Below are 25691 nucleotides of genomic sequence, written 5' to 3' on the forward strand. Positions count from 1 at the left end.
GCTAACCAGGCGGGCCGAGAAGGCCCGCCGACATGCAACTTACTTCGTCACGATCCGCTTGGCAGCAGCGTCGAGACCATCCTTCGGAGTCTGACGACCCTGAGTGATGTTCTGCAGCGCCGAAGCCATCGATGCCCAGAAGCGGCCCATCTCCGGGTTGTTCGGCATCGGAGCACCGTTCTTGGCGGACTCCATCACAGCCTTGATGTTCGCATCGGCAGACAGTTCCTTGTAGAAGGCCTTGTCAGCAGGCACGCCCATCGGCACGTCCGCGTTACAGGTCTTCAGACCTTGCTGGCTGAGCATGTAGTTCTCGATGAACTCAACAGCGAGTTCCTTGTTCGGGCTTGCCTTGTTGACCATTGCGCCGATCACGCCGACGAACGGAGCACCGGGCTTGCCACCAACCTTGGGAATCGGGGCCGTTCCGAAGTTGATCTTCGACTTCTTCAGGTTGTCCCATGCCCACGGGCCGTTGATCATCATGGCGATCTTGCCCTGGTTCACACCGGCTTCCATGTCAGCGTACGAAGCGCCCTTCGGCATGACGCCGTCGTTGATCATCTTCGTCAGCAGCGTCGCGCCCTGAATTGCACCCTTGTTATTCACACCGGTGTCGTTCGCGTCGTAGGTGCCATCCTTCTTCAGCTTGAATGCGTAGCCGCCATTGGCTGCGAGCACCGGCCAAGTGAAGTAGGTGTTGGTGTAGTCCCACAGAATGGCCTTCTTGCCTTCAGCCGACAGCTTTTTGTCGATGGCGGCGACTTCTTCGAAGGTCTTCGGTGCGGTCGGGACCAGATCCTTGTTATAGATCAGGTGAACAGCTTCAATGGCGAGCGGGTAGCCCCACACTTTGTTGCCCAGCGAGAAGGCGTTCCAACCGAGCTGGTCGATTGCGTCCTTAGCCTTCTTGCTCGGGGCGAGCGGCTGCAGCAGACCACCGGCAATCCACTCGCCGATACGGTCATGTGCCCAGATCCAGATGTCCGGACCCTTGCCTGCGGCAGCGGCTTGCTGGAACTTGCCCGGTGCATCTTCCGGGTGCTCGACGGTCACTTGCACGCCCGTCTTCTTGGTGAACTCCTGGCCGACTTTCGCCCAGCCGTTGTAGCACTTGTCACCGTTGATCCAGATCTGAAGCTTGCCTTGCTCTGCGGCCTGAACCGGAGCGCTCATCACACCCGACAGCGCCACCACCGCGGAAGCGGCGAACAGCTTCACTTGATTACCGACTTGCATACTTCATCTCCTTGTAGTGGTCCACCCCATGATCGCCACGTCACGTGCGCAGCACGCACGCGACCGACACTTCTTCACGCGCTACAGATGCCGATACTTCGGTTTACTTATTCTTATGGCTCGTTCGGTGACGCTTACCACGTCACCGGGCAGGCCTGCCCTTTTTCATCAAAGACGTAGCAGCGCTGCAGCGGCAGCCCCACCACGATGTTTTCGCCAACCTTGGCGTGCTTGTCGCCCGGCGCGCGAACAATGAACGATGTTTCACTTCCAGCCACTTCCAGATAGAAGTACGTGGTATCGCCCAGGCGCTCAACAACCTGAATCTTGCCGGCCATGGTGCTGTCACCCGGCTCGACATCAATCGAAGCGTGTTCAGGACGCACACCAAAGGTCACCGCAGCACCCGGCTTAAGACGGCGCGCATCCACAGCCGCCTTCACAACGGCGCCACTCTTGAGCTTGATCTGGGCAAGCTTCTCGTCCGCCGCAATCAGCTGTCCGGAAACGAAGTTCATCTTGGGCGAGCCGATGAAGCCTGCAACAAAGAGGTTCGCCGGACGATGGTAAAGCTCGAGCGGCGCACCAACTTGCTCGATACGGCCGGCGGAAAGAACCACGATGCGGTTCGCGAGGGTCATCGCCTCGACCTGATCGTGGGTCACATAGATCATGGTGGACTTCAGCTCGCCGTGGAGCTTCGAGAGCTCAACGCGCATTTGTACGCGGAGCGAAGCGTCCAGGTTAGAGAGCGGCTCGTCGAAGAGGAACACGTCCGGCTTGCGCACAATTGCGCGACCGATTGCAACACGCTGGCGCTGACCACCAGAGAGCGCTTTGGGCTTGCGATCAAGCAAGGGCTCAATCTGGAGAATCTTCGCTGCGCGATCGACCGCTGCGTTGGTTTCCTCTTTCGAGGCACCCGCCAACTTCAGCGAGAACGCCATGTTTTCATGCACAGACATGTGCGGGTAGAGCGCATAGCTCTGGAACACCATCGCGACGCCACGCTTGGACGGCGGCTCATCGTTGACCCGCTTCTTGCCGATGTACAACTCACCTGCGCTGATCTCTTCCAGACCAGCGATCGAACGCAAGAGCGTGGACTTGCCGCAACCAGAGGGACCGACAAATACGATGAACTCGCCGTCCTGGATCTCCAGATCGATGCCGTGGAGCGTTTGAACATCTCCGTACGACTTCTTGATGCCTTTGAGTACCAGACCAGCCATCTAAATCTCTCCGATTGCATGAGGGTCGTTGCGACCCAGCTGATCATCATTGATCAGCAAGACGGATGCACATGCATCCACAAGGAATTCGTGGAACCTCCCGGGTGACCCGGGAGGTTCTTCATGCAGTTAGCTCAGAAGAGCAAACCGCTTCTTACCACCAAGCTTCGAACTGAACGCCGTAGGTGCCGCCGCTGTCGGCGCTGGTGTTGCCGTTCTGGATTGCAACGCCGCAATCACGACCGGTGCAACCCTTGTAGCCGGAATTGGCAAGAGCGTCATTCCACGTCGCGTAGGTGTAGTAGGCGCGGATTGCCGGGCGTGCCCAGAAGCTCTTGCCTGCACTGATCTGCGCTGCGAAGGTGATCTTGTCCATCGAACGAGCTTCTTGACCATCGGTCTCCGACGAGTTGTGGCCATATTCGCCACCGATCGAGTACAGATCGTTGAAGTGGTACCAGACGCGAGCGCCCAAGTTCCAGGCGGTCGTATCCTTGCCATCCATGCCCCACGGTGCGTAGGTCTCGTTGGTCACTTGATAGCCGAAGGTGGCCGAACCGTTCCATGCGCCCGAATCAAAGACCAGGTGATCAAGGAAACGCCAGCCTTCAGCTTCGTAACCGTCCGGCGCCCACCACTTGGCGGAACCATCCAGGCCAGCGCCGTCTTGTGCGAACTGCAGCACGACACGGTTGAAGCCACCCAGAACACCAATGGTGTGCTGACCAGTCAGCGCCCAGCCGTCAGCAGTCGACTTCTCGGTGCCGGTGCTGTCCTCACGCCCCTGACCCATGACGAAGTTGGCCATCACATCCAGCGAACCAAAGCCGCCGAGCTGAATCGCTTCGAGACGCATGTCGAGGTTGGTCGTCGAGGTAGCGCCGCCATCTGTGTAGTTGACAGTCTGACCATCCAGCGCCGGCGAACCGTAGCCAGGACCGTAGCGCAGCACCGCAACCGAACCCTTGGCAAAACCGAAGTCCATGTTCTCAAGACCAGCACCCGGACCGGTGACGGCGTTGTAGAAGAAGTCGGTCATGTGGATATCTTGACGCTTGTAGTAGCGCTTGCCAGCCCAGATGTTGGCGGTGGCCAGAACGCCAGAACCAACGTTGGTGGCTTCAGCCCAGACTTGACGCCACGCCGGTGCAGACTGTTCCCAGTCTTGCAGCTGCTGCGTACCCGCTGCAACCATGGTGTGCAGGTTGAACTTGGTGTCGCCCTTCTCAGCCAGATTGGCATCGAAAGCCAGCTCGAAGTAGGTATCGCATTCATTGCCGAGACGGAAGTGGCCAAGGCCGCCCGGGCCCCAGAAACAAGCCATGCTGCCGCCGTCTTGCGACGTACCGATACCACTACGGGCATAGCCGTGGAAGTCAACAGCGGCTGCTTGCGCACCCACTGACAGCGTGGCGGCCGCAACTGCGACAGCGATTGCGCTGAACTTAAATTTCATGTCACCTCTCCTGTGGTTTGTAAGTGACCGGCTTTATCTGGCCGGCCGTTACGAAAAAAACAACTACTCACTCGACTGCAAACTGCTGTATTGATCCGCCCACTCATCACTACCGCGGGCGTCCACCTCCTGCCAGAACAATCGCTAGGACTGCACTTGCAGCGCAGCAGCCTGCTCGGCCAACCGCGTAATTCCATCCCAGTCGCCCCGCTCCATCAGATCGAGCGGCGCGAGCCAGCTTCCGCCGACGCAGGCGACATTGGGGAGTTCCAGATAGCTGGGTGCGGTATCGAAGGTGATGCCGCCCGTCGGGCAGAACATCACATCCGGGAACGGACCCGCCAAGGCGCGCAGCATGCCGATACCACCCGCTTCACGCGCCGGGAAGAACTTGAGGGCATCAAAGCCAAGATCGCGCGCCATCATCAGCTCTGCCGGTGTCATGACGCCCGGCAGCAAGGGAAGTGCAGGCGCTTGCGCGGCTTCAGCAAGTTCGCGCGTCAAGCCTGGGCTGACGGCAAACATCGCGCCGGCGGCCACTGCAGCTTCCAGATCCTTCGGCCGCGTAACGGTGCCCACCCCGACGATCGCATCAGGCACGGCCTCACGCATCGCCGAGACAGCGTCAAGCGCAACTTCAGTGCGCAGCGTGACTTCAAATACACGAATGCCGCCGCGCGAGAGCGCGCGAGCCAGGGGCGCAGCATGATCGAGATTCCGGATCACGATCACCGGCATCACCGGGGCCATTCGCAGGACGTCTTGGAGGTTCATTCGATCTCTCAATGAATAGTGTCAAAGACGCCGGCACCCTGTTCGGCACCACCGACTGAGTTACGGAACACGCCGAACAGCTCGCGCCCCATGCCATATTGATTGGCAGCAAGCTGCCCGACGGCCGCCGAACGTACCGAGAATTCGCTGTCAGGCAGATCCACGGTCAGCGTGCCGCTGTTGGCGTCAAGACGAATCCGATCACCGTCCTGCAAGCGCCCGATTGCGCCACCCGCCACAGCCTCCGGCGTTACGTGAATCGCCGCCGGCACCTTGCCAGACGCACCAGACATACGACCGTCGGTCACCAGCGCAACCTTGAAACCCTTGTCCTGAATGTTCGCGAGGGTCGGGGTGAGCTTGTGAAGCTCAGGCATGCCATTGGCCTGTGGCCCCTGGAAGCGCACTACCACCACCACATCGCGATCGAGCTCGCCGCGCGACGCGGCTGCCATCACTTCGTTCTGCGACGAGAAGACGCGCGCTGGTGCCTCAACGACACGGTGCTCAGCCTTGACGGCGGAAACCTTGATGACCGCCCGGCCAATGTTCCCTTGGAGCAAGCGCAAGCCGCCATCAGCACTGAAGGGCTTGGCGACCGGCGCAAGCACATCCAGGTCACTACTTTCAGGCTTTGAATCCACCCAGACCAACTCGCCGGCAGCGGTCAGTTGCGGCACCTTCGCGTAACGGGAAAGGCCGACACCCACGACCGTCTTGACCTCTTCATGCATCAAGCCTGCGGCAAGCAGTTCGCGGATGACAAAAGCCATCCCGCCGGCCGCGTGGAACTGGTTAACGTCCGCACCACCGTTCGGATACACGCGAGCAATCAACGGCACAACGGCCGACAACTCGTCGAAGTCAGACCAGTTGATTTCGATACCCGCCGCACGCGCTATCGCAACCAGATGCAAGGTGTGATTGGTCGAACCACCGGTCGCGAGCAACCCAACGATGGCATTCACGATGGAACGCTCGTCGATCATCTCGCCAACCGGCGTGTAGGAATCACCTTGGCGCGTAATTTCTGCCGCGCGCTTTGCGGCTGCGCAGGTCATGGCGCGCCGCAAGGCCGTGCCCGGCGGCACAAAGGCCGACCCCGGCAAATGCAGGCCCATCACTTCCATCAGCATCTGATTGCTGTTGGCCGTGCCGTAGAACGTGCATGTTCCAGCCGAGTGATAAGCCTTGGATTCGGCGTCCAGCAGCGCATCCGCGCCAAGCTGGCCCGCCGCATGCAGCTGCCGCACTTTTGCCTTTTCGCTGTTCGACAAGCCGCTCGGCATCGGCCCTGCGGGGACGAACACCGCAGGCAGATGACCAAACGAAAGCGCGCCAATCAGCAAACCCGGAACAATCTTGTCGCAGACGCCAAGATACAAGCCGGCATCGAACATGTTGTGCGACAGCGAAACAGCCGTCGCCATGGCGATGACGTCGCGAGAGAAGAGTGACAACTCCATCCCCGGCTGACCTTGCGTCACACCATCACACATTGCAGGCACACCACCGGCCACTTGCGCAGTGGCGCCCGCCTCGCGCGCGGCATCCTTGATCCACTCCGGATAGTCACGGAGCGGCTGATGCGCGGACAACATGTCGTTGTACGCGGTCACAATCGCAAGATTCGGACGGCGCAGCTCACGGATCACCAGCTTGTCCTGCACAGGCGAGGCAGCAAAGCCGTGCGCAAGATTGGTGCAGGAAAGCTCCGAACGACTTGTAACAGCTGGCGCTGCTGCAAGACGGCTGAGATAACGCGCACGGGTCGTCGCGCTACGGGCGCGGACTCGTTCGGTGATCTCAACTAGTTTCGGATTCAGTGTCATGAGCCTGCTTGGATGTGTTTCAAACTACGTCTGCGGCGGATTGTAGTAATGCTACAAATCAAAAACAAGAAACCACTGATGTTCCGATACAAGAAGTTGATCTAACCCAAGAGCGGCACCCCGCCACATCAATTAAGTCATTGTTTTAATAGAATTTCGCCTCGTCAAGCGTGACCGCCGAGCTGTTGCACATGCGCAACAATGGCGCATGGTAGCCGCGTACTGCACCAGCCCGGGGAGGGAAGCGCCGTGCTTGTTCCTTGAAGGGATGTAGTTTTACTTCTTATACTTTCCTCACATTTTGGTGCAGACGCCTCGGGTCCGACGGCGGTGGCGCACCAGACCGAGGAGTCAAGCATGTCGCGGATACCCGCCCTGGACGTCGTTCTATTTGGTGCTACCGGTGACCTGGTGATGCGAAAGCTGATCCCCGCCCTGTACCACTTGCACCAAGATGATGTCTTGTCGCCCGAGGTCCGCATCATTGGCGTCGCCCGCAGCGATCTGTCACGCGAGGCGTTCATTGACCGGATGCACGCGCAAGCCACCCAGTTTCTTGCGGCGGCCTATGACGACGACACTTGGCAGCGCTTCGCCACGCGAATCGACTACAAAGCGGTTGACGCGACACAGCCCGAATCCTTCAAGGGACTGGCAGCACTCATCGGCAACACGGGGCGTGCGTGCGTGTATTACTTGTCCACCGCGCCCAGCCTGTTTACGCCGACCTGCCGTAATCTCGCCGACGCCGGCCTGATCACGCCCGAGAGCCGCGTGATCCTTGAGAAGCCGCTGGGCACCGACCTCGCCTCGAACAAAGCCATCAATGACGAGGTCGGTCAGTACTTTGCCGAGAAGCAGATCTTCCGTATCGATCATTACCTCGGCAAAGAGCCGGTTCAGAACCTGCTCGCGCTGCGCTTTGGGAATGTGCTGCTTGAGCCGCTCTGGCGCGGCCAATGGGTGCGCGACGTTCAGATTACCGTCGCGGAGCAGCTTGGCGTGGAAGCGCGCGGTGAGTTCTACGAGAAGACCGGCGCAATGCGCGACATGGTGCAGAACCACCTGCTGCAATTGCTTTGCATGACTGCCATGGAGCCGCCCGCATCGCTTGAGCCGGATTCTGTGCGCGATGAAAAGCTCAAGGTGCTGCGCGCACTCAAGCCAATCACCGGGTCAAGCGTTGCAAACAACACTGTTCGCGGCCAGTACCGCGCCGGTGCCGTCAACGGCCAGCCGGTGAAGGGCTACCTTGAAGAGGCCGGCATCGCGCCTGAGAGCGCGACCGAGACATTTGTCGCAATCAAGGCCGAGATTGGCTCCTGGCGCTGGGCGGGTGTGCCCTTCTATTTGCGCACCGGCAAGCGGATGCAGGAGAAGCTGGCCGAGATCGTGATCAACTTCAAGCCGATCCCGCACTGCATCTTCGATACCTGCCATGTCGGCCGACCGGTCAATCGACTCGTGATCCAGATGCAGCCGGACGAGACGGTCCACCTGCACCTGCTCGCCAAGCAGCCAGGCAACACGATGCGCCTGGGTGAAGTGGCACTGGACATGGACTTTTCGGAAACCTTCAAGGCACGCCAGCTCGAAGCCTACGAACGGCTGCTGATGGATGCGATGCTCGGCAACCTGACCCTGTTCGTGCGCCGCGACGAACAAGAGGCAGCCTGGAAGTGGGTCGAACCCATCATGGATGCCTGGGCGGAGAGCGGCGAAAAACCCAAGTCGTACACCGCCGGCACCTGGGGGCCCGCGGCCTCAAGTGCGCTGCTTGGCCGTAACGGGCACGCCTGGCACGAGGAAATCTGATGCCGATCCAGCTTCATCCGCATCGCAACACCGAGGCATTGGACCAAGCGCTGGCGCAGTGGGTCGCCGAGCGGCTTGAATCCGCCATTGCCACGCGCGGAACGGCTACGCTGGTGGTGTCAGGCGGGAAGACCCCGCTCGGATTCTTCCGCCACTTGCGCGAACGCCAACTTGACTGGCAGCGGGTACACGTCACCCTTGCAGACGAGCGCTGGGTTCCGCCCACGCACCCGGACAGCAATGAACGCCTGGTTCGCGAGCACCTGCTGGTCGGCCACGCCAGCGCAGCGACGCTGGTTGCGCTGATGAGCGACGCCGGCACGCCGAACGAAGGCGCCCGCCGGGCCAGCGAGGCGCTGCGCCCGCTTTGCGCGCCGTTTGATGTGGTCATTCTCGGCATGGGCGAAGACGGTCACACCGCGTCGCTCTTCCCCGATTCACCACAAATCGAGGCCGGCCTTCACGACGCGACCGGCGACGCATGCCTCGCAACCGAAAACACCCGCAAACCGCCACGCTGGCGCATCAGCTTGACGGCCCCACGGCTTCTCGAATCCCGCGCGATCGCGGTCCACGTGACCGGAAGCGCCAAATGGTCACTCCTGGGCGAAGCACTCGCCGGGGACACGCTTGAACAACTCCCAATCAGATTTGCACTTAACCAGGAAAGGGTCCCTTGCCATGTCTTCTGGTGCCGCTAACACCTATCCTCGCCTCCTCGGCGACATTGGTGGCACAAACGCACGCTTCGCAATCATCCGCACCGAAGGCGGACCGATCGAAGATATCCGGACCCTCCCTGGCGCGAACTACCCCGGCCCGGCTGAGGCGATTGAGGCCTACTTCGCCGAAGTAGGCGGCGCCCGGCCGACTTCCGGCGCAATCGGCATCGCCAACCCGATCGATGGCGACCGGATCAAAATGACCAACCACACTTGGGCATTCTCGATCGACGCAGTGCGTCAGCAACTCGGGTTCTCGCAACTGGTGTTCATCAACGACTTCACGGCCCTGGCGCTTTCGCTGCCCTTCCTGCCTGACAGCGAGCTCCATCAGGTTGGCGGTGGCGCACGCGAAGCAAACCGCGCGATTGCGGTGCTCGGACCGGGCACCGGACTGGGCGTATCGGGCCTCGTCCCGTCACGTGACGGCTATCTGCCGCTAGAGGGCGAAGGTGGCCATGTCACGATGGTGGCAAGCAATTTGGAAGAGGCCGCCGTCATCCAGAAGGCGCGCGAAACCTTCCCGCATGTTTCGGCAGAGCGGCTGATCTCTGGCCCGGGACTGGTCACCCTGCATGAATCGCTCGCGGCCGTGCGGGGCCTTCCCTCACCCGGCATCGGCGCACCCGAAATCACCAACGGCGCGCTGGACGGTTCAAATGCCCTGGCTTTGGATTCGGTCAACATGTTCTGCGCCATGCTCGGCACAATCGCGGGCAACCTTGCGCTCACGCTCGGCGCCAAGGGTGGCGTGTTTATCGGAGGCGGCATCATTCCGCGCTTGGGCGATCTGTTTGATCGTTCGCCCTTCCGCGCCCGCTTTGAAGACAAGGGACGCTTCCGCAGCTACTTGGAAGGCGTGCCGGTTTTTGTCATCCACTCACCCTACCCTGCCTTCACCGGCGCAGCGGTTGCGCTGGAGCGTGCGCTCGGCAGAGCCTGATCACGTCGATCGAATCGGCGCGTCGACATCGTCGGCGCGCCTTTGCGTTCACATCAGCACTGCGCCTGCCAGGGTCAGGCAGAAGATCCCCCTCAAATCAAAAAAGGAGTAGTCCATGAATCCCACCTCGACCAGCGCATGGAAGGCGCTGACGCAACAGGCCGAACAATGGAAGAAGCGCCACCTGCGCGAAGTCTTCGCGGAAGACCCGGCACGCGCGCAGCGCTACGTTGCCGACGCCTGCGGCATTCAACTCGACTACTCCAAGAACCGCGTCGATGACGCAACGCTCAAGACGCTGGTGCAACTGGCCGACGAAACCGGCGTCGCCGCACGCCGTGACGCCATGTTCAAGGGCGAAAAGATCAACAGCACCGAAGATCGCGCCGTGCTGCATGTGGCCCTGCGCAATCGCAGCAACACGCCGATTTCGGTTGATGGCGAAAACGTCATGCCTGGCGTCAACGAAGTGCTCGAACGCATGTTCGCCTTCGCTGACAAGGTCCGCAGCGGCGCATGGAAAGGCCGTACCGGCGAATCAATCACCGACGTGGTGAACATCGGCATCGGCGGTTCAGACCTTGGCCCGCTGATGGTTTGCGAAGCGCTCAAGCCTTACGGTCACGATCGCGTGAAGCTGCACTTTGTCTCGAACGTCGACGGCGCGCAGATCGCGCAGACGCTGCGCAAGCTCAACCCTGCAACGACGCTGTTCATCATCGCGTCGAAGACCTTCACAACGATCGAAACGCTGACCAACGCGCACAGCGCGCGGGACTGGTTCCTCGCCTCTGGCGCCAGCGAAGCGGACATCGCGCAGCACTTCGTCGCGGTGTCCACCAACGGCGCAGCCGTCAGCAAGTTCGGCATCTCGACCGACAACATGTTCGGCTTCTGGGACTGGGTGGGCGGCCGCTACTCGCTGTGGTCTGCCATCGGCTTGCCAATCGTGCTGTCGATCGGGCCGGACAACTTCAAGGCCCTGCTCGCCGGTGCCCACGCGATGGACGAGCACTTCCGCACCGCGCCGGCCGAGAAGAACCTGCCGATGCTGCTCGGCATGCTGGGCGTGTGGTACGCCAACTTCCTCGGCTCGCCCTCGGTCGTCATCGCCCCGTACAACCAGAACCTGCACCGCCTGCCGGCCTACCTGCAGCAGCTCGACATGGAATCGAACGGTAAGGGCGTGCGCAGCGAAGGCGACAAGGTCGACTACGCCACCGGCCCGATCATCTGGGGTGAGCCCGGCATCAACGGCCAGCATGCCTACTTCCAGCTGCTGCACCAGGGCACCCACCTGATCCCGCTCGACTTCATCCTCGCGCTGGAACAAGCAGACATGGATCCGAAGCACCACGCAGTGCTGATCGCCAGCTGCTTCGCGCAATCGGCAGCACTGATGCGCGGCAAGACGCCGGAAGAGGTGCGCGTTGAACTCGACAAGGCCGGCATCACCGGCGAGCGCGCCGACGTCCTGACCAAGCACCGTACCTTCGACGGCAACCGCCCGAGCAACATGATGCTGCTCGACAAGCTCGACCCTGCGCACCTCGGTGCGCTGATCGCGCTTTACGAGCACAAGGTCTTCGTCCAGGGCGCCGTGTGGGGCATCAACTCCTACGACCAGTGGGGCGTTGAGCTGGGCAAGCAACTGGCCAGCGGCATCGAGCGCGCGCTCAAAGGCGGCGGCGGTGAGCTAGACTACGACGCCTCGACCCAGCGTCTGATCGCCACGGCGCGCAAGCGTCTGTCGATCGGCGCTTGATGGGTCTGCGGCTCCCTGCATGGTGCAGCGGAGCCGCCCAAAGCCCGAACTGGAGGACTTTCAGAAGATGCAACACCCCCGCAAAACGGCGCGTCGCCTTGCCGCGATTGCTTTTTCGGTCGCGACCGCCTTGTCGGCATCCACCGTTCGGGCCGGCCTGATGGATGAGTCCCTGTTCGGCCCCAGCAACGACGAGCGGATCGCCGAATGGTCCAAGGCGCCGGAAAAGAAACTCAGGTGGGGTGATTGGGATTCACTGCAGTTGGTCGCACGCGACGGCGGCTCGAAAGGCAACAGCCACCCGGTTGTGCTCGACCCGGCACAGCTTGCAAAAGCCCTGAGTTCGATCGAGGGCAAGCCTTTCAAGGACACCAAGCCCGTCTTCTCGCAAGCAGAAGTCAAGCGTTTTGCCCCTGCAATCGTCGCGGCCCTCGCCAAAGCCTCACCCGATCAAGAGCTTGTTTTTGTCAGCACAGGTCAGCATGCATGGACCGGGCTTGTCGCCCCGGTCCTTGGCAACGCCGGGCGGATCTTCTACGCAGACGGCAAGCTCAATCTGATCTTTGGCATGCTGCACAGCGACTTCCCGCTGACGCAGGGCAACCGTGACGGCGGATCCGTCGCCACGCGCCCCGATGTCAAGATCAGCTTCGGTTCGCGAACCGCCCCGTCCAAAGACGTCCAGATCATCGGCGTCAAGGAAGGCGAGGCACAGTTGGTCCGCAGTGACTGGATCGCCATCAGCATCGGCACCGGCGCCCCTGCGGCGACCGCAGCGCCTTCGGCGACCTCCAAGCCGGCGGCCCCAAGTGCAAGCGACCCCGGTACCGACGCCTTCTACTCAAAACAGGAAGGCCGCCTCAAGGCGCTGCAGCGACTGCGCGATCAGGGTTTGATTACCGACGCGGAGTTCCAGGCAAAGCGGGCCCAGATCATCAAGGATCTGTAAGCAGTCACACCAGGGCCCTTGGGCTCAGCATCAAAAAGGTCGGCGTCTTCGGACGCCGACTTTCTTTGTCGCGCCAGGCTCGCGCATGGCCGTCAGCGCCCATTTCCAATGTGCGCTTGCGCGCGAAGCATCTGGCGCCGCAGACAAGCGGCCCCTGGGCCACAGCGACGCGGGGCCACGCTACCGCGCAGGAGGCATCGCGGTGAATGTGGCAAGCCCTCGCTGACGTGCCTGCCCCCTCGCGCATCCACTTCACGGCGAGCGCATCGTTCGTCGCGCTTCGAAGACGCCAGTGCGCATGCGACAATCCGGCCGATTCCAGCATCCAGATCCAGATCCAGAACCTTGAACTCCCGCGCCCCGATCCCCTCGCCCGCCGAACTCGACGGCCATACGCCGATGATGCAGCAGTACCTCACGCTCAAGGCACAGCATCCCGATACGCTGCTGTTCTACCGCATGGGCGACTTCTACGAGCTGTTCTTCGACGATGCGGAGAAGGCAGCGCGGCTGCTGGATATCACCCTCACGGCGCGCGGCAAGTCGGCGGGCAAGCCGATCGCGATGGCGGGCGTGCCCTTCCATGCGCTGGAGCCTTACCTTGCGAAGCTGGTCAAGCTGGGCGAGTCGGCGGTGATTGCGGAACAGGTGGGCGACCCGGCGACCAGCAAGGGGCCAGTGGAGCGCGCGATCAGCCGCATCGTCACGCCCGGCACGCTGACCGACGCCGCGCTGCTCGACGACAAGACCGATGCGCCGCTGCTGGCGGTGACGCAGCATCGCGGCCGCCTGGGGCTGGCGTGGCTCAAGCTCGCCAACGGCGATTTCCGCCTGCTCGAATGCGCACCGGAACAGCTGGCGTCACAACTCGAACGCCTGCGCCCGGCCGAAGCGCTGATCCCGGACGGGCTCGCGCTCGAAGGCATTGAAGCGCGCGTGCCGGCAGTGCGCCGCCTTGCCGACTGGCAGTTCGATGCCGCAACCGCACGCCGCGTGCTACCGGAGCACTTCGGCACCCGCGACCTCTCCGGCTTTGGCGCCGACGAATTCGAAGTCGCGCTCGGCGCCGCCGCCGCGCTGTTCGATTACGCGCGCAGCACGCAGCGCCAGAGCCTCAGCCATATCTCGGTGCTCTACGTCGAACGCGAGGAAGAATTCCTGCGCATGGATGCGGCCACCCGCCGCAACCTTGAACTGACCGAAACCCTGCGCGGCGAAGTCTCGCCAACGCTGTTCTCGCTGCTCGACCTGTGCGAGACCTCGATGGGCTCGCGCTGGTTGCGCCACGCGCTGCACCACCCGCTGTCCGACCGCATGCAGTGCGCGCAGCGCCACGCAGCGGTCGAGGCGCTGATCGCCGATCAGGGCCTGACCGGCGAAGGCCTTGCACGCGTGCTGCGCGGCATTGCCGACGTGGAACGCATCACCGCGCGCATCGCATTGCGCAGTGCCCGCCCGCGCGACCTTGCCGCACTGCGCGATACGCTCGCGCGCATGCCGGAGCTGCGCAGCCAGGTGCCGACCGGCGAAGCCGCGCTGCTCGCGCAGATCCATGCCGACATCGACGCACCGCTGGCGCCGACGAGCTTGCTGGCGCGCGCGATCGCACCCGAGCCGGCAACGAACGTGCGCGACGGTGGCGTCATCGCCGAGGGCTTCGATGCGGATCTGGACGAGTTGCGCGGCATCCACGCCAACTGTGGCGCCTTCCTGCTCGAACTCGAAACGCGCGAGCGCGAACGCACCGGCATTGCAACGTTGAAGGTGGAATACAACCGGGTGCATGGCTTCTACATCGAAGTAAGCCACGCCAACACCGCCAAGGTGCCGGACGACTACCGCCGGCGCCAGACGCTGAAGAACGCCGAGCGCTACATCACGCCCGAACTCAAGGCCTTCGAAGACAAGGCCCTGTCGGCGCAGGAACGCGCGTTGGCACGCGAAAAAGGCCTGTGGGACGAACTGATCGAAACCCTCGCGCAGGACATCACCGCTTTCCAGCGCATCGCGCGCGCGATCGCCCTGCTCGACGGGCTCACCAGCTTCGCCCGCGTCGCAGTGCGTTACGACTACTGCAAACCGCAGTTCCGCAGCGAAGCCGGGCTGGCCATCGAAGCGGGTCGTCACCCGGTGGTGGAGCGCCAGGTCGACAGCTTCATCTCGAACGATTGCGCGCTCGCCGCCACGCGCCGGATGTTGCTGGTGACCGGCCCGAACATGGGTGGTAAATCAACCTACATGCGGCAGATCGCACTGATCGTGCTGCTCGCGCACTGCGGCGCCTTCGTACCGGCGCGGCGCGCGGAGCTGGGCCCGATCGACGGCATCTTCACCCGCATCGGCGCGTCGGACGATCTGGCCTCCGGGCGTTCGACCTTCATGGTCGAGATGACCGAAGCAGCGGCAATTCTCAACAGTGGTACCGACAAGAGCCTGGTGCTGATGGACGAGATTGGCCGGGGTACGTCAACCTTCGACGGCATGGCGCTCGCCTTTGCGATCGCCCGCCACCTGCTCGAAAAGAACCGCTCGCTGGCGCTGTTCTCGACCCACTACTTCGAGCTGACGCGGCTGTCGATCGAGCACCCGGAATGCGCGAACGTGCATCTGGGCGCGGTCGAGCATGGTCACCGTATCGTCTTCCTGCACGCGGTGGAGGAAGGCCCGGCAAGCCAGAGTTACGGTATCGAAGTGGCCGCGCTCGCGGGCATCCCGGCGCCGGTGGTTCGCGAAGCACGCCGCCGCCTGCGCGCGCTGGAAAACCGCGAAGCCTCGGGCGGGCCGCAGGCGGATCTGTTCTCGGCGCTGCCACCGGAAGCTGAAGAAGCGCCGCCGCATCCGGTGCTCGAACGCCTTGCCGGCGTTGACCCGGACACGCTTTCACCGCGCGAGGCGCTAGAACAACTGTATGCGCTCAAGGCCCTGACCCGATGATCCGCACGCTGGCCTTGCTGACCGCCCTGCTGATGCAGCCCCCCGCATGGGCAGAGCAGTTCAACTTCGGCGTATTCGGTGACCTGCCCTACAACGACGCCGAGCGCGCCGAACTCCCCGGCCTGCTGGCCGCCATGGCAGCGGCAGAGGTCGCGTTCGCCGTACATGTGGGCGACATGAAGAGCAGCAACACGCCGTGCGACGACATCACCCTGAGCGACTTTCGCGACACCCTTTCGAACACCCCGTTTCCGACGGTGTTCGTCCCCGGCGACAACGAATGGCTCGACTGCGATCGCCGCAGCAGCGGCGGGTTCAAGCCCGAGGAACGGCTCGACAAGCTGCGAAGCCTGTTTCACGCCGCACCGCAATCGCTGGGGACCAAGCCGTTTCCGCTGGTGCGCCAGGGCGATGCCGACTTCACCCACGGTGCGTACATGGAGCATCTGCGCTGGCATCGCGGCCCGGTCACCTTCTTCACGCTCAACATTCCCGGCAGTGACAATAATTTTGGCGCCTTGCGCGAAGCAGGCGCCGAGTTCCGTCACCGCATGAGCGCGGTGCGAGACTGGATCAGCGGCAGCTTTGCCGAGGCGCGCAAACGCAAGTCCGGCGCAGTCGTGCTGTTCATGCATGCGAACCCGGACTTCGAAGCCTTTGCCGCCGGCAGCCCCGCGCGCGGTTACGCCGAACTGCTCAACGCCCTGCGGGCGGAACTCAGCGATTTCGAGGGGCAGGTTCTGGTAATCCACGGCGATACGCATGTGATGCGCATCGACCATCCCTTGCGCGATTTCAGCGGCGTAACCATCGAGCGATTCCGGCGGGCGGAAGTGTTCGGCTCGCCGATTCCCGGCTGGATCGAAGTGTTCGTGAATACCGAGGCGCAACAACTGATCCGGATCGCGCCCCGCCCCTTGCGTAGTGAAGACCTGACCAATGCCCCACTCGATTGATGTGTCCGAAGAAGCAGGCATGCGCTACCTGCACTTTGGTTCGGAATGGGTACAAGGTGCGATGCGGGTGCGCCGCCCCTTTGCCCTTGAGCTCGAATACACCCAGAACATGTGCGCGCCCTTGCTGCTGCGCGCTGCGCCATGGCCGCGCAACGTGTTGCTGATCGGGCTTGGCGCCGGCTCGCTGACCAAGTTCTTCTACCGCAACGTACCGCAGAGCCGGATCACCGTGGTGGAGATCGACGCCCGTGTGGTGGCCGTTGCCCGCGCGCAGTTCAAGCTGCCGAACGAAGACGCACGGCTGCGTATCGTGATCGCCGATGGCGCCGAGGCGATCACCCGCGACAGTGGCCGCTGGGATCTGATCCTGGTCGACGGTTTCGATCACAACGCCCGCGCCGGCATGCTCGACACCGCGCCGTTTTATGCTGCGGCGCGCGCGGCCCTGTCGCCCACGGGGGTGATGGCCTGCAATCTCTTTGGCCACCGCAAGGGCTTTCGCGACAGCTTCGAACGCATCACCCAGGCTTTCGACGGCCGCGCGCTCGCACTGCCGGCCTGCGATACCGGCAACGTGGTGGCGCTCGCCCATGGCGGCGAGGAACTGGCGCTCGGATTCGCCGAACTGAACGAACGCGCCGCCGCCTTCAAGCTTGAAACCGGGCTGGACCTGCGCACGCTGATCAAGCGCCTCGAGACCGAACAACCCGCCACCGATGGCCAGTTACACTTCTGAATCGGTCAGCGTCGACTGCGCCATTGTTGGCGCCGGCGTCGTTGGCCTCGCCTGCGCCAAGCAACTGGCCGAACGCGGCCTGCAAGTGGCGCTCTTCGAACGCGAGCACCACTTCGGGCAAGGGATTTCGAGCCGCTCCAGTGAAGTGATCCATGCTGGGCTCTACTACCCGCAAGGCTCGCTGAAGGCTGAACTGTGCGTCGCGGGCGCGCCGGCCTTGTACGACTACTGCCGCGCCCGCGGCGTAGCGCACCGGCAAGTCGGCAAGCTGGTGGTCGCAACCGGGCCGGAGGATCTGGCCGCGCTTGAGCGCATCGGCGCGCAGGCACGCGCCAATGGTGTGCGCAAGGCAAAGCTCATCAGCGGCGATGAGGCGCGCGCGATGGAGCCGGCCCTGCACTGCTGCGCGGCGCTCTGGTCGCCCGATACCGGCATCGTCGATAGCCACGCGCTGATGCAAGCCCTTGCCGACGACGCCGAGGCGGCCGGCGCCATGCTGGTGTATGGCGCAAACGTCCAGCGCGGCATGCTCCGCGGCCACGGCGCCACCCTGCAGCTGGGCGGTGCCGAGCCCTACACCGTAGCGGCCGACTGGTTGATCAATGCGGCAGGCCTGGGCGCGCAGGCGCTGGCCGGCGCAATCGCCGAGTTTCCAGTCAGCCAGGTGCCTCCCCTGCATCTGGCCAAGGGGCACTACTTCTCACTCGCGGGCCACAGCCCGTTCTCGCACCTGATCTACCCGGTGCCGGAACCGGGCGGGCTGGGCACGCACCTGACACTGGATCTGGCCGGCAGCGCACGCTTCGGGCCCGATGTGTGCTGGGTCGAAACCCCCGACTACGCGGTGCCACTCGAGCGCGCGGCGGCCTTCGCCGCATCGATCCGCCGCTACTGGCCCGATCTGCCGGGCGAACGTCTGCAGCCCGCCTACGCAGGCGTGCGCCCCAAACTGGGTGGCCCAACTGCCGCCGCGGCGGACTTCCGCATTGACGGCCCTGCCCGGCATGGGGTCGCAGGCGTCATCCACCTGTTCGGCATCGAATCGCCGGGCCTCACCGCCTCGCTGGCGATCGCCGCCCGCGTGAGCGAAATGGTAAGCGCCTGAGTCCGCGCAGCAAACGGCCGCCGCGGCGCAATTGCTGATCTATGCTGAAACCATGAGTACCTCGCGGGCTCATCTGCCTTGCAGGGCCCGCCCGGCCGATCGCGTGCCTGCCGCACCCCGCTGCGGGAACACGCAACCCTCACGGGGAGGTTCCCCATCATGGATGCGTCAGATCCCCGCTCCGATCACTCACCATTCCAGACGCCCGCCCTGATCGCTGCACTACTCGCGGCGCTGATCGCTGCGCTGAACCTCGGCCAGACCCCGGTGCCGGACAGCGGCCGCCCCCCACCGAACCCGCAGGCGCCGCAGCTTGAACTGCGCGCCAACGCACGGCTTTGGGAGGATCCCTTCATCGCCCTTCATCAGGATAGCCGCGCCAAGCCAGGCCTCGCCGGCCCGGCGCAGAGCGAGCCGGCAAATCCAGATAGCAAGGCGGTCAGGCCTTGCAAGGGCTTTACCACGGCAATACGCGAGGGCTCAGCGCTGAAGCTCTTTGTCATCGCCAACGATGGCAGTGCCAGTGAAGACGCCGAGCTGCGCATCCGGGCGCGCGCGGCGGTGCTCGCAGCACTCAACCGATGGGGTTACGAACCGAGCGACTCCGAACATCTGCGCGGCCCCTGCCATTTCGCCCAAGGCGCTGCCAATGTTGCCTTCCGGGCGATGAGCGAGCGCTTCCTGCTATCGCGCGAGAAGGATTCGCAAACCGGCCGCAATCAGCGCGGCGAGCTGGGCCCCACCTACGCCGGCCGCGCCAACGTGGTCGATGTGTTCTGGATCAGTGACGGGCCGATGCGCCTTGCCAACGACAATGAGCAAGTCGCCGCGCAGTACCGCGAACTGCTCAAGGCCTTCAGATCTGAGATGGCGCTCGAGCCGGACCAAACGCGGCGACCGGGCTACACGATCATCGGCCCGCTTGACCGTGAAATCACGGATCGACTTGAGCGCGGCCTGCGCTGCTTGCGCAGACCGGCTTCATCCGCAAACGACAACACGCAGCACGCAACGGGCCTGCCACCGTGTGATGCCACGGATGCGCCGCAAGAGGGCTCCGTCGTGCCGCTGATCCTGCGGCCGTTCCGCAGCGTGGCCACCCTGGAAGCCTCCTTGCCCGGGCTGGAGCCTGGCCATCGGGTTGAAGAGTTCGGCCCCTCCGACGACATGCTGGCCAATGCGCTGGTGACCGAACTTGAGCGCCGCGGGCTCAACCTCACGCGCCCCACGACGCGCGTGCGAGTGATTGCCCCCGAGCAAAGCGCCGAGACCAATCGCTACGCCTGCCTGTTCGATCATCACGTCGCGCTGATCAGTGAATGGGATACGCACTTCGCCCGGGACTTTCGCCGCGCCTTCGTTGGCCGCATCCGTGCAGGCGCATCGGAACTCCACGCCGAACTGCGCGCCACCGATACCGCCAACGTTCACGGCTTTGCCTTCACCCGTGGGCTGGACGGCAAGAGCCTGCAAAGCCGGCCCAGTGACTACGCCACCACCCCAGCCACGAGTGTCACCGCAAGCGCCACATCGGGCAGCCCGCCGCCGGACGCGGCTTACGAGCGATCCATGCAGCAAAGCCAGCGCGACTATGTGCGCCGACTTGGCGACCAGATCGCGCTGCGCGATGCCCGGCTCAAGGCAGCGTGCGGCCGTGGCGCAATCGGCATTCGCGCAATCGGCATTCTGGCATCGGACTTCTACGACAAGCGCATGCTGATGCAGAGCTTGCACGGACGGTTTCCGCGGATGCAGTTCTTCACCACCGGCTTCGATGCACGAATGCTTGATCACGAAAACAGCGTGATCATGCGCAACCTGCTGGTTGCCTCGCGTTTCGATACCGCGCTCGCGCCCCCAATTCAGCGTTTCATCATCCCTTTCCGCGATGGCAGCCAGACGGCGCTCTTCCTGACCAGCTCGATCGCGCTGCTCAGCAACAGTGCCAGCGCCGACGAGATCGCGGGGTGGATGGGGCGCTGGAACACACTGCCGCCGCGCCTGCACGAGATCGGCATCACTCGGGCGCATCCGCTGCACGAGTTCTCGGACAGTGAACACTGCCCACTACTCGACTCGACGGAGGCGCCAGAGAATCTGCTGCGATGTCTGGACATCAATCCGCCACGCCACCAGCTGGCCAACCGCACCGTGCTTGCGATTGCGGCAGGCGCGTTTGCGCTGGCGATTTCGCTTTACCTGCTTGGCACTGCCGTGTGGCCACCCAAAGGGCGCCGCACTCTGGCGGGAGTATTCGCTGCGTTGGCCACGCTGCTGCTGGTGCCAGTGTTTTGCTTCAGCTGGATCCGGCGCACCGATGGTGCATGGAAGGAGGAGCCGTTCGCATGGTTCGACGGCATCAGCATCTGGCCCAGCCTGTGGCTTCGTTGGTGTGCGCTTGCGCTGTGCGCATGGCTGTTGTGGCTGGCAGCTACGCGCATCCGCAAGGTTCTGGCGGATATCTCGCAACGCTTTGACTTGCCGGTACTCACGCTGCAAAAGAGCGCTCACCGACGCTTCCGGCGATGGCCTACGCAATGGTGCCTGCTGCGCCGGCGGCTCAAGCGCGCGCTGCTGGGCGCCCGCCCGGAGCCAGCCGCCCTGAGCGCACGGCGCGCCTGGTTCAGGTTCTCATGTGGTGTTACGCCGCGCCCGCTGTTTGCGGCCGGCATGCTGTGGTCCGTGCTGATGATGGGTTTGATTGGGGCTCTGAGTTTGAACTACCCGTCACTGCCGCCCGTGCGCGGCGATATAGCGATCCCCCTGTTCATTGCGATCGCCGGCACCGGCACCCTGCTGTTCCTGCTGCTGGTCTTCGTCTCGCTCAGCGTCGCGCTGCGCTTGAAGGAAATGGCTAGCCAGCTGAGTAACCACTGCTCGAACTGGTCAGCCATTGCAACGAGCGCGGCACTCGATGAGTTGGAGGCGCAACAGTTCGATCAGGAACTGCTCGACGAGGCAAAGTTGGCGCTGACTACCGGCCCAAGCGCCCCGCGCCATTCATGCAGCGGCAAGTGCGCGAGCGGCTCACCCCTGCAAACGATCCTCGACCACTACCTCGACATACTGGTGGTCGAGCATGTATCCGAACACAACGAGTGGTTGTTGTACTTCCCCGGCGTGGTGCTGTCGCTGGTCATCGCGAGTCGCTGGTCGTATCTGGACGCCTGGGAGTTCGACCCGGTCGCCATCGTCATGCTGAGCCTGTTCGGCGCCGGCGCTTTGCTGACGGTGTGGGTGGGCAACCTTGCGGCCACCCGCACCCGACAAACGGCATTGCGGGGGCTCGACAATGTTGCAGCAAAACTGCGCGCCAACGACCAGAAACTTGCTCAGCTCTTGCGCCATGTTCAGCGCAGCATTCACGAGGTGGATTCGGGCATCTTCCGCGCCAGCCACTGGAACATCGTGCGCGCGATGCTGCTGCCGGTTGCCAGCGCGGGCGGCCTGCGGATCGTAGAGGTGCTGCTCAATACGCTGCAGTAATCCGGCTTCAGCCTGCTGCTGCCGGCTCCGTCGGCAGCCACAGGCACTTGCCCTTGTTGGCCTTGGCGATTGCGCCGATCACTTCGTCGTGGGCGGCCAGTTCTTCCGCCGATGCGCGCAGCACCCGCAGCGGCACCCGCACGATCGGGCCGGCATCATCGGCGCCCGCCTGCGGCGCCGGTTCGCTGTCCAGATCCATGATCAGGCTGTCTTGCCCGCGCGTCATCGCGAGGTAGACCTCGGCCAGCAGTTCCGAGTCGAGCAGCGCGCCGTGCAGTTCGCGGTGGCCGTTATCGATGTCGTAGCGGGTGCAAAGTGCGTCGAGCGAGGCCTTCTTGCCCGGATTCTGCTCCTTGGCCATCTTCAGCGTATCAATCACGCCGCTGCACAAGGTGTCGAGCAAAGGGCGGCCGAGCCGATCCAGCTCCATGTTCAGGAAGCCCACATCGAACTGCGCGTTGTGGATCACCAGCTCGGCGCCGGCCACAAAGGCCTCGAAATCGGCCACCACATCCTTGAACTTGGGCTTGTCGGCAAGGAATTCGTCGGTAATGCCATGCACCGCCATCGCGCCGGCATCAACCAGCCGCTCGGGGTTGATGTAGACGTGGTAATGCCGCCCGGTGAGCTTGCGCGCCACCATTTCAACGCAGCCGATTTCGATCACGCGGTCGCCGCTGCGCCAGTCCAGGCCTGTGGTTTCGGTATCCAGCACAATCTGCCGCATCACCGCCCCCTCACCTGGTCCACGCCACGACGCGCCAGTTCGTCGGCGCGTTCGTTCTCGGGGTGGCCGGCGTGCCCCTTGACCCACAGCCACTCGATCTTGTGCAGCGAGGCAAGCTGATCGAGTTCGCGCCACAGGTCATCGTTCTTGACCGGCTTGTTGTCGGCCGTTTTCCAGCCGCGGCGCTTCCAGCCGTGAATCCACTCGGAAATGCCTTTCTGCACATACTGCGAATCGGTATGCACCCGCACGCTGACAGGGCGGGTCAGCGCCTGCAGCGCTCGGATCACCGCCATCATTTCCATGCGGTTGTTGGTGGTGGCCGGCTCGCCGCCGAACAATTCCTTCTCATGCCCGGCGCTGCGCAGGATCGCGCCCCAGCCGCCCGGGCCGGGATTGCCCGAACAGGCGCCATCGGTATAGATATCTACGATTGCTTCAGTCATCTCTTCTTCTACGTTCGATCTGCACCGGCTCGCGTTGGGCGACCGGGGCAAAAGCCTTGGCGCGCGCGCGTTGATCGCGCCACGCCGGCGCAACCAGACGCATGCCGCGCACACGTTTGGTTGCCTGAATGACATACGCGCCGCCCGCAAAAGGCCACCAGCGCGGTCCGGCGCGATCCATGAATCCCCACTGCTCGATCCAGCGTGGCGGCGTCACCGGCGGCACGTAGGCGCCAAAGTCCACCCTGCCGGTTTCGAAGCTGAGCAGTTCCAGCCAGTCCTTGAGACGGCGCACGCTGAGGAACTGCCCCTGCCACGGGAAATCGCCCGCCGAGCGCGCGATCAGCCGCCTCACGCCCCACAGGCTGAAGGGGTTGAATCCGGTGATGAGCACCTGCCCTTCGGGCACCAGCACACGCTCCACTTCGCGCAACACCTGGTGCGGATGGGCGGAAAACTCAAGCACATGCGGCAGCACAACCAGATCCACACTCTGCGAAGCAAGCGGCAATTCGTGCGTTTCACTGAGCAGCGACACACTGCCTGCATTCGAACAGCGAAACTTGAAACCGATGCGATTGTTGCGCAGGTAATCGCATTCGGGCATGCCGATCTGCACCGCATGGAAGCCGAAGACGTCGGCCACCGCACGATCTGCCTGTGCGTGTTCCCACGAAATCAGGTACCGGCCTTGCGGCGTTTGAATCCAAGCTGCACAACCGGGAATTGACATCGTGTTCAAGCTGCCGAGAATGGCCGGGATGCAGATTGTTCCGCTTTCCGCCTTCTCGGACAACTATATCTGGGCCATTGTCGCCCAGGGCCGCTGCGTGGTCGTCGACCCAGGCGATGCGCGGCCGGTCGAGGGCTTCCTGAAAACGCAAGGCCTGGTGCTGGACGCGATCCTGATCACCCACCATCACGGCGATCACGCCGGCGGTATTGGCGCGCTTTGCAGCACAAGCGCCGTGCCCGTGTACGGCCCGGCACACGAGGCGATTGCAGGCATCAGCCATCCCGTGCAAGGCGGCGATTCGCTCACGCTGCTGGACGGCGCGCTCCCGCTATCGGTGCTGGATGTGCCAGGCCACACGGCGGGGCACATTGCCTACGTCACGCCCGGGGCCGTCTTCTGCGGCGACACGCTGTTTTCGGCGGGCTGCGGCCGCCTGTTCGAAGGCAGCCCGGCGCAAATGCACCAATCGCTCGCCACGCTTGCCGCATTGCCGGACGACACAGCGCTGTACTGCGCGCACGAGTACACGCTGGCGAACCTGCGCTTTGCCACGGCCGTAGAGCCGGGCAACCCGGACATCGCGGCCTACACCGTCCAGTGCCAGGCCCAGCGCGCAGCGGACACCTCCACCTTGCCCAGCAGCATTGGCCTTGAGAAACGCGTCAATCCCTTCCTGCGTTGCAGCACGCCAGCGGTTCGCCACGCTGCCGAGGGCTTTGCAGAGGCCCCCTTGCCCGACACGACGGCGGTGTTCGCGGCACTGCGCCGCTGGAAGAACGAGTTCCGTTGAAATCAGTCGTGGTTCAAGGCCAGTTGCGCTCGGTTACGACCGTTGCGCTTGGCTTCATACAAAGCCGCGTCGGCCAGCGCCAGCAAGGCTGCCGGCGTGCTGACTTCGCGCGGCGGCACCGCCGCGGCGGCGCCGAGGCTGATCGTGACGAAAGGTTGCCCGGCCGCCGGGGCGTGCGCTAGGGCCATTTCATTGACGGCGATCCGCATGCCTTCGGCCACCAGCATCGCGCCTTCGGCATCGGTATCCGGCAGGATCGCCGCGAACTCCTCGCCCCCGTAGCGCGCGACCAGGTCGGCCGGCCGCTTCACCTGACCGGCCAGACATGCAGCCACGCGGCGCAGGCATTCATCGCCGCCCTGATGGCCGAAGTGATCGTTGTATCGCTTGAAGTAGTCCACATCACACACCACCAGCGCGATCGGCGCGCCGCGCCGCTGCGCCCGCCGCCATTCGCGGATCAGCGTGGCGTCGTACTGGCGCCGGTTGGCGATACCGGTGAGGCCGTCGATCGACGAAAGACGCTGCAATTCGCGATTGGCATCGTCGAGGCGGCGGGTCAACACCACCAGCGAATAACGCATCTGCGAAATGCGCTGCATCGCGCGAACCTTGGCCGCGAGCACAATCGAACTGAGCGGCTTGAAGAGGTAGTCATCCCCTCCCACTTCGATGCCGCGCCGCAAATCGTCGTCGCCCGTGCGGGCGGAGAGAAAGATGATCGGCGTCCACTCGCCGTGCTGTTCCAGTTGCCGGATGCGCTTTGCGACCTCGAAACCGTCCATGCCGGGCAGGATCACATCCAGCAAGACCAGTTCCGGGCGATGCGCCTTGAACAGCTCTATCCCCGCTTCGCCTTCACGCGCAACCAGCGGCTCGATGCCGATGGCGCGCAACTGATGCGCAATCAAAGTGGCGCTTGTCAGTGAATCTTCGATCAGAAGCGCCTTCATGCCGCCCTCACGGCGCGAAAAGCCCCCGCCTTCACCCAAACCGGTCATCGATCCGCCCTCCGGCGTCTGGCCGCCGCAACCCCATGAAACAAAAG

The 25691-nt window shown here is 63.5% G+C and carries 20 protein-coding genes; 11 read left to right on the forward strand and 9 right to left on the reverse strand.

Annotated elements, in window-relative coordinates; all coding sequences use genetic code 11:
• Positions 1-39: 39 nt before the first annotated feature.
• The 5 genes from malE to edd form a co-directional block, all read right to left on the reverse strand.
• Positions 40-1239, reverse strand: a complete 1200-nt coding sequence (gene malE, locus OPU71_RS13130) for a maltose/maltodextrin ABC transporter substrate-binding protein MalE (protein ID WP_267728455.1) — start codon at positions 1237-1239, stop codon at positions 40-42.
• A gap of 134 nt (positions 1240-1373) precedes the next feature.
• Positions 1374-2471, reverse strand: coding sequence for an ABC transporter ATP-binding protein (locus OPU71_RS13135; RefSeq protein ID WP_267728456.1), 1098 nt, complete (start codon positions 2469-2471; stop codon positions 1374-1376).
• 154 nt (positions 2472-2625) lie between these two features.
• Positions 2626-3927: a maltoporin gene (locus OPU71_RS13140; RefSeq protein ID WP_267728457.1), complete on the reverse strand. Its 1302-nt coding sequence runs from the start codon at positions 3925-3927 to the stop codon at positions 2626-2628.
• A 144-nt stretch (positions 3928-4071) separates the two neighbouring features.
• On the reverse strand, positions 4072-4701 hold the full coding sequence (gene eda / locus OPU71_RS13145; protein ID WP_267728459.1) for a bifunctional 4-hydroxy-2-oxoglutarate aldolase/2-dehydro-3-deoxy-phosphogluconate aldolase: 630 nt from the start codon (positions 4699-4701) through the stop codon (positions 4072-4074).
• 8 nt (positions 4702-4709) lie between these two features.
• Positions 4710-6527, reverse strand: coding sequence for a phosphogluconate dehydratase (gene edd, locus OPU71_RS13150; protein ID WP_420712384.1), 1818 nt, complete (start codon positions 6525-6527; stop codon positions 4710-4712).
• 363 nt (positions 6528-6890) lie between these two features.
• Between edd and zwf the strand changes: the two genes are divergently transcribed.
• The 10 genes from zwf to OPU71_RS13200 all read left to right on the forward strand — a co-directional run bounded on the left by zwf (position 6891) and on the right by OPU71_RS13200 (position 21944).
• The gene (gene zwf / locus OPU71_RS13155; protein ID WP_267728462.1) at positions 6891-8348 is read left to right on the forward strand and encodes a glucose-6-phosphate dehydrogenase; all 1458 of its coding nucleotides are present in this window, start codon (positions 6891-6893) and stop codon (positions 8346-8348) included.
• Positions 8348-9049, forward strand: a complete 702-nt coding sequence (pgl, locus tag OPU71_RS13160) for a 6-phosphogluconolactonase (protein ID WP_267728463.1) — start codon at positions 8348-8350, stop codon at positions 9047-9049. The genes zwf and pgl overlap by 1 nt, the downstream gene beginning before the upstream one ends.
• Positions 9030-10013: a glucokinase gene (locus OPU71_RS13165; RefSeq protein WP_267728464.1), complete on the forward strand. Its 984-nt coding sequence runs from the start codon at positions 9030-9032 to the stop codon at positions 10011-10013. The genes pgl and OPU71_RS13165 overlap by 20 nt, the downstream gene beginning before the upstream one ends.
• A 115-nt stretch (positions 10014-10128) precedes the next feature.
• Positions 10129-11778 (forward strand): glucose-6-phosphate isomerase, encoded by a 1650-nt coding sequence (gene pgi, locus OPU71_RS13170; protein WP_267728465.1) that lies wholly within the window; start codon positions 10129-10131, stop codon positions 11776-11778.
• Positions 11779-11845: 67 nt separating this feature from the next.
• Positions 11846-12727, forward strand: a complete 882-nt coding sequence (locus OPU71_RS13175; RefSeq protein WP_267728466.1) for an SHOCT domain-containing protein — start codon at positions 11846-11848, stop codon at positions 12725-12727.
• Between the two features lie 402 nt (positions 12728-13129).
• Complete coding sequence (gene mutS, locus OPU71_RS13180) at positions 13130-15661, forward strand: DNA mismatch repair protein MutS (RefSeq protein WP_420712385.1); 2532 nt, start codon at positions 13130-13132, stop codon at positions 15659-15661.
• Positions 15658-16617: a hypothetical protein gene (locus OPU71_RS13185; RefSeq protein ID WP_267728467.1), complete on the forward strand. Its 960-nt coding sequence runs from the start codon at positions 15658-15660 to the stop codon at positions 16615-16617. The genes mutS and OPU71_RS13185 overlap by 4 nt, the downstream gene beginning before the upstream one ends.
• Positions 16601-17353: a fused MFS/spermidine synthase gene (locus OPU71_RS13190; protein WP_267728468.1), complete on the forward strand. Its 753-nt coding sequence runs from the start codon at positions 16601-16603 to the stop codon at positions 17351-17353. The genes OPU71_RS13185 and OPU71_RS13190 overlap by 17 nt, the downstream gene beginning before the upstream one ends.
• On the forward strand, positions 17334-18458 hold the full coding sequence (locus OPU71_RS13195; protein ID WP_267728469.1) for an NAD(P)/FAD-dependent oxidoreductase: 1125 nt from the start codon (positions 17334-17336) through the stop codon (positions 18456-18458). Before OPU71_RS13190 ends, OPU71_RS13195 begins: the two co-directional genes overlap by 20 nt.
• A 159-nt stretch (positions 18459-18617) precedes the next feature.
• The gene (locus tag OPU71_RS13200) at positions 18618-21944 is read left to right on the forward strand and encodes a hypothetical protein (protein ID WP_267728470.1); all 3327 of its coding nucleotides are present in this window, start codon (positions 18618-18620) and stop codon (positions 21942-21944) included.
• 7 nt (positions 21945-21951) lie between these two features.
• Here the strand turns inward: OPU71_RS13200 and dnaQ are convergent, their stop codons facing one another.
• The 3 genes from dnaQ to OPU71_RS13215 are packed head-to-tail and all read right to left on the reverse strand — an operon-like array spanning position 21952 to position 23850.
• Positions 21952-22671, reverse strand: a complete 720-nt coding sequence (gene dnaQ, locus OPU71_RS13205; RefSeq protein ID WP_267728471.1) for a DNA polymerase III subunit epsilon — start codon at positions 22669-22671, stop codon at positions 21952-21954.
• The gene (gene rnhA, locus OPU71_RS13210) at positions 22671-23117 is read right to left on the reverse strand and encodes a ribonuclease HI (protein ID WP_267728472.1); all 447 of its coding nucleotides are present in this window, start codon (positions 23115-23117) and stop codon (positions 22671-22673) included. The genes dnaQ and rnhA overlap by 1 nt, the downstream gene beginning before the upstream one ends.
• A complete protein-coding gene (locus OPU71_RS13215; RefSeq protein ID WP_267728473.1) occupies positions 23110-23850 on the reverse strand; it encodes a class I SAM-dependent methyltransferase in 741 nt (246 codons plus the stop codon). Before OPU71_RS13215 ends, rnhA begins: the two co-directional genes overlap by 8 nt.
• Positions 23851-23878: 28 nt before the next feature.
• Between OPU71_RS13215 and gloB the strand changes: the two genes are divergently transcribed.
• Positions 23879-24643 (forward strand): hydroxyacylglutathione hydrolase, encoded by a 765-nt coding sequence (gene gloB, locus OPU71_RS13220; RefSeq protein WP_267728490.1) that lies wholly within the window; start codon positions 23879-23881, stop codon positions 24641-24643.
• A gap of 2 nt (positions 24644-24645) precedes the next feature.
• Here gloB and OPU71_RS13225 read toward each other — a convergent pair whose 3' ends face one another.
• Positions 24646-25644, reverse strand: coding sequence for a diguanylate cyclase (locus OPU71_RS13225; RefSeq protein WP_324256064.1), 999 nt, complete (start codon positions 25642-25644; stop codon positions 24646-24648).
• Positions 25645-25691: the final 47 nt, after the last annotated feature.

Source organism: Niveibacterium sp. 24ML (assembly GCF_026586805.1).
Classification (GTDB): domain Bacteria; phylum Pseudomonadota; class Gammaproteobacteria; order Burkholderiales; family Rhodocyclaceae; genus Niveibacterium.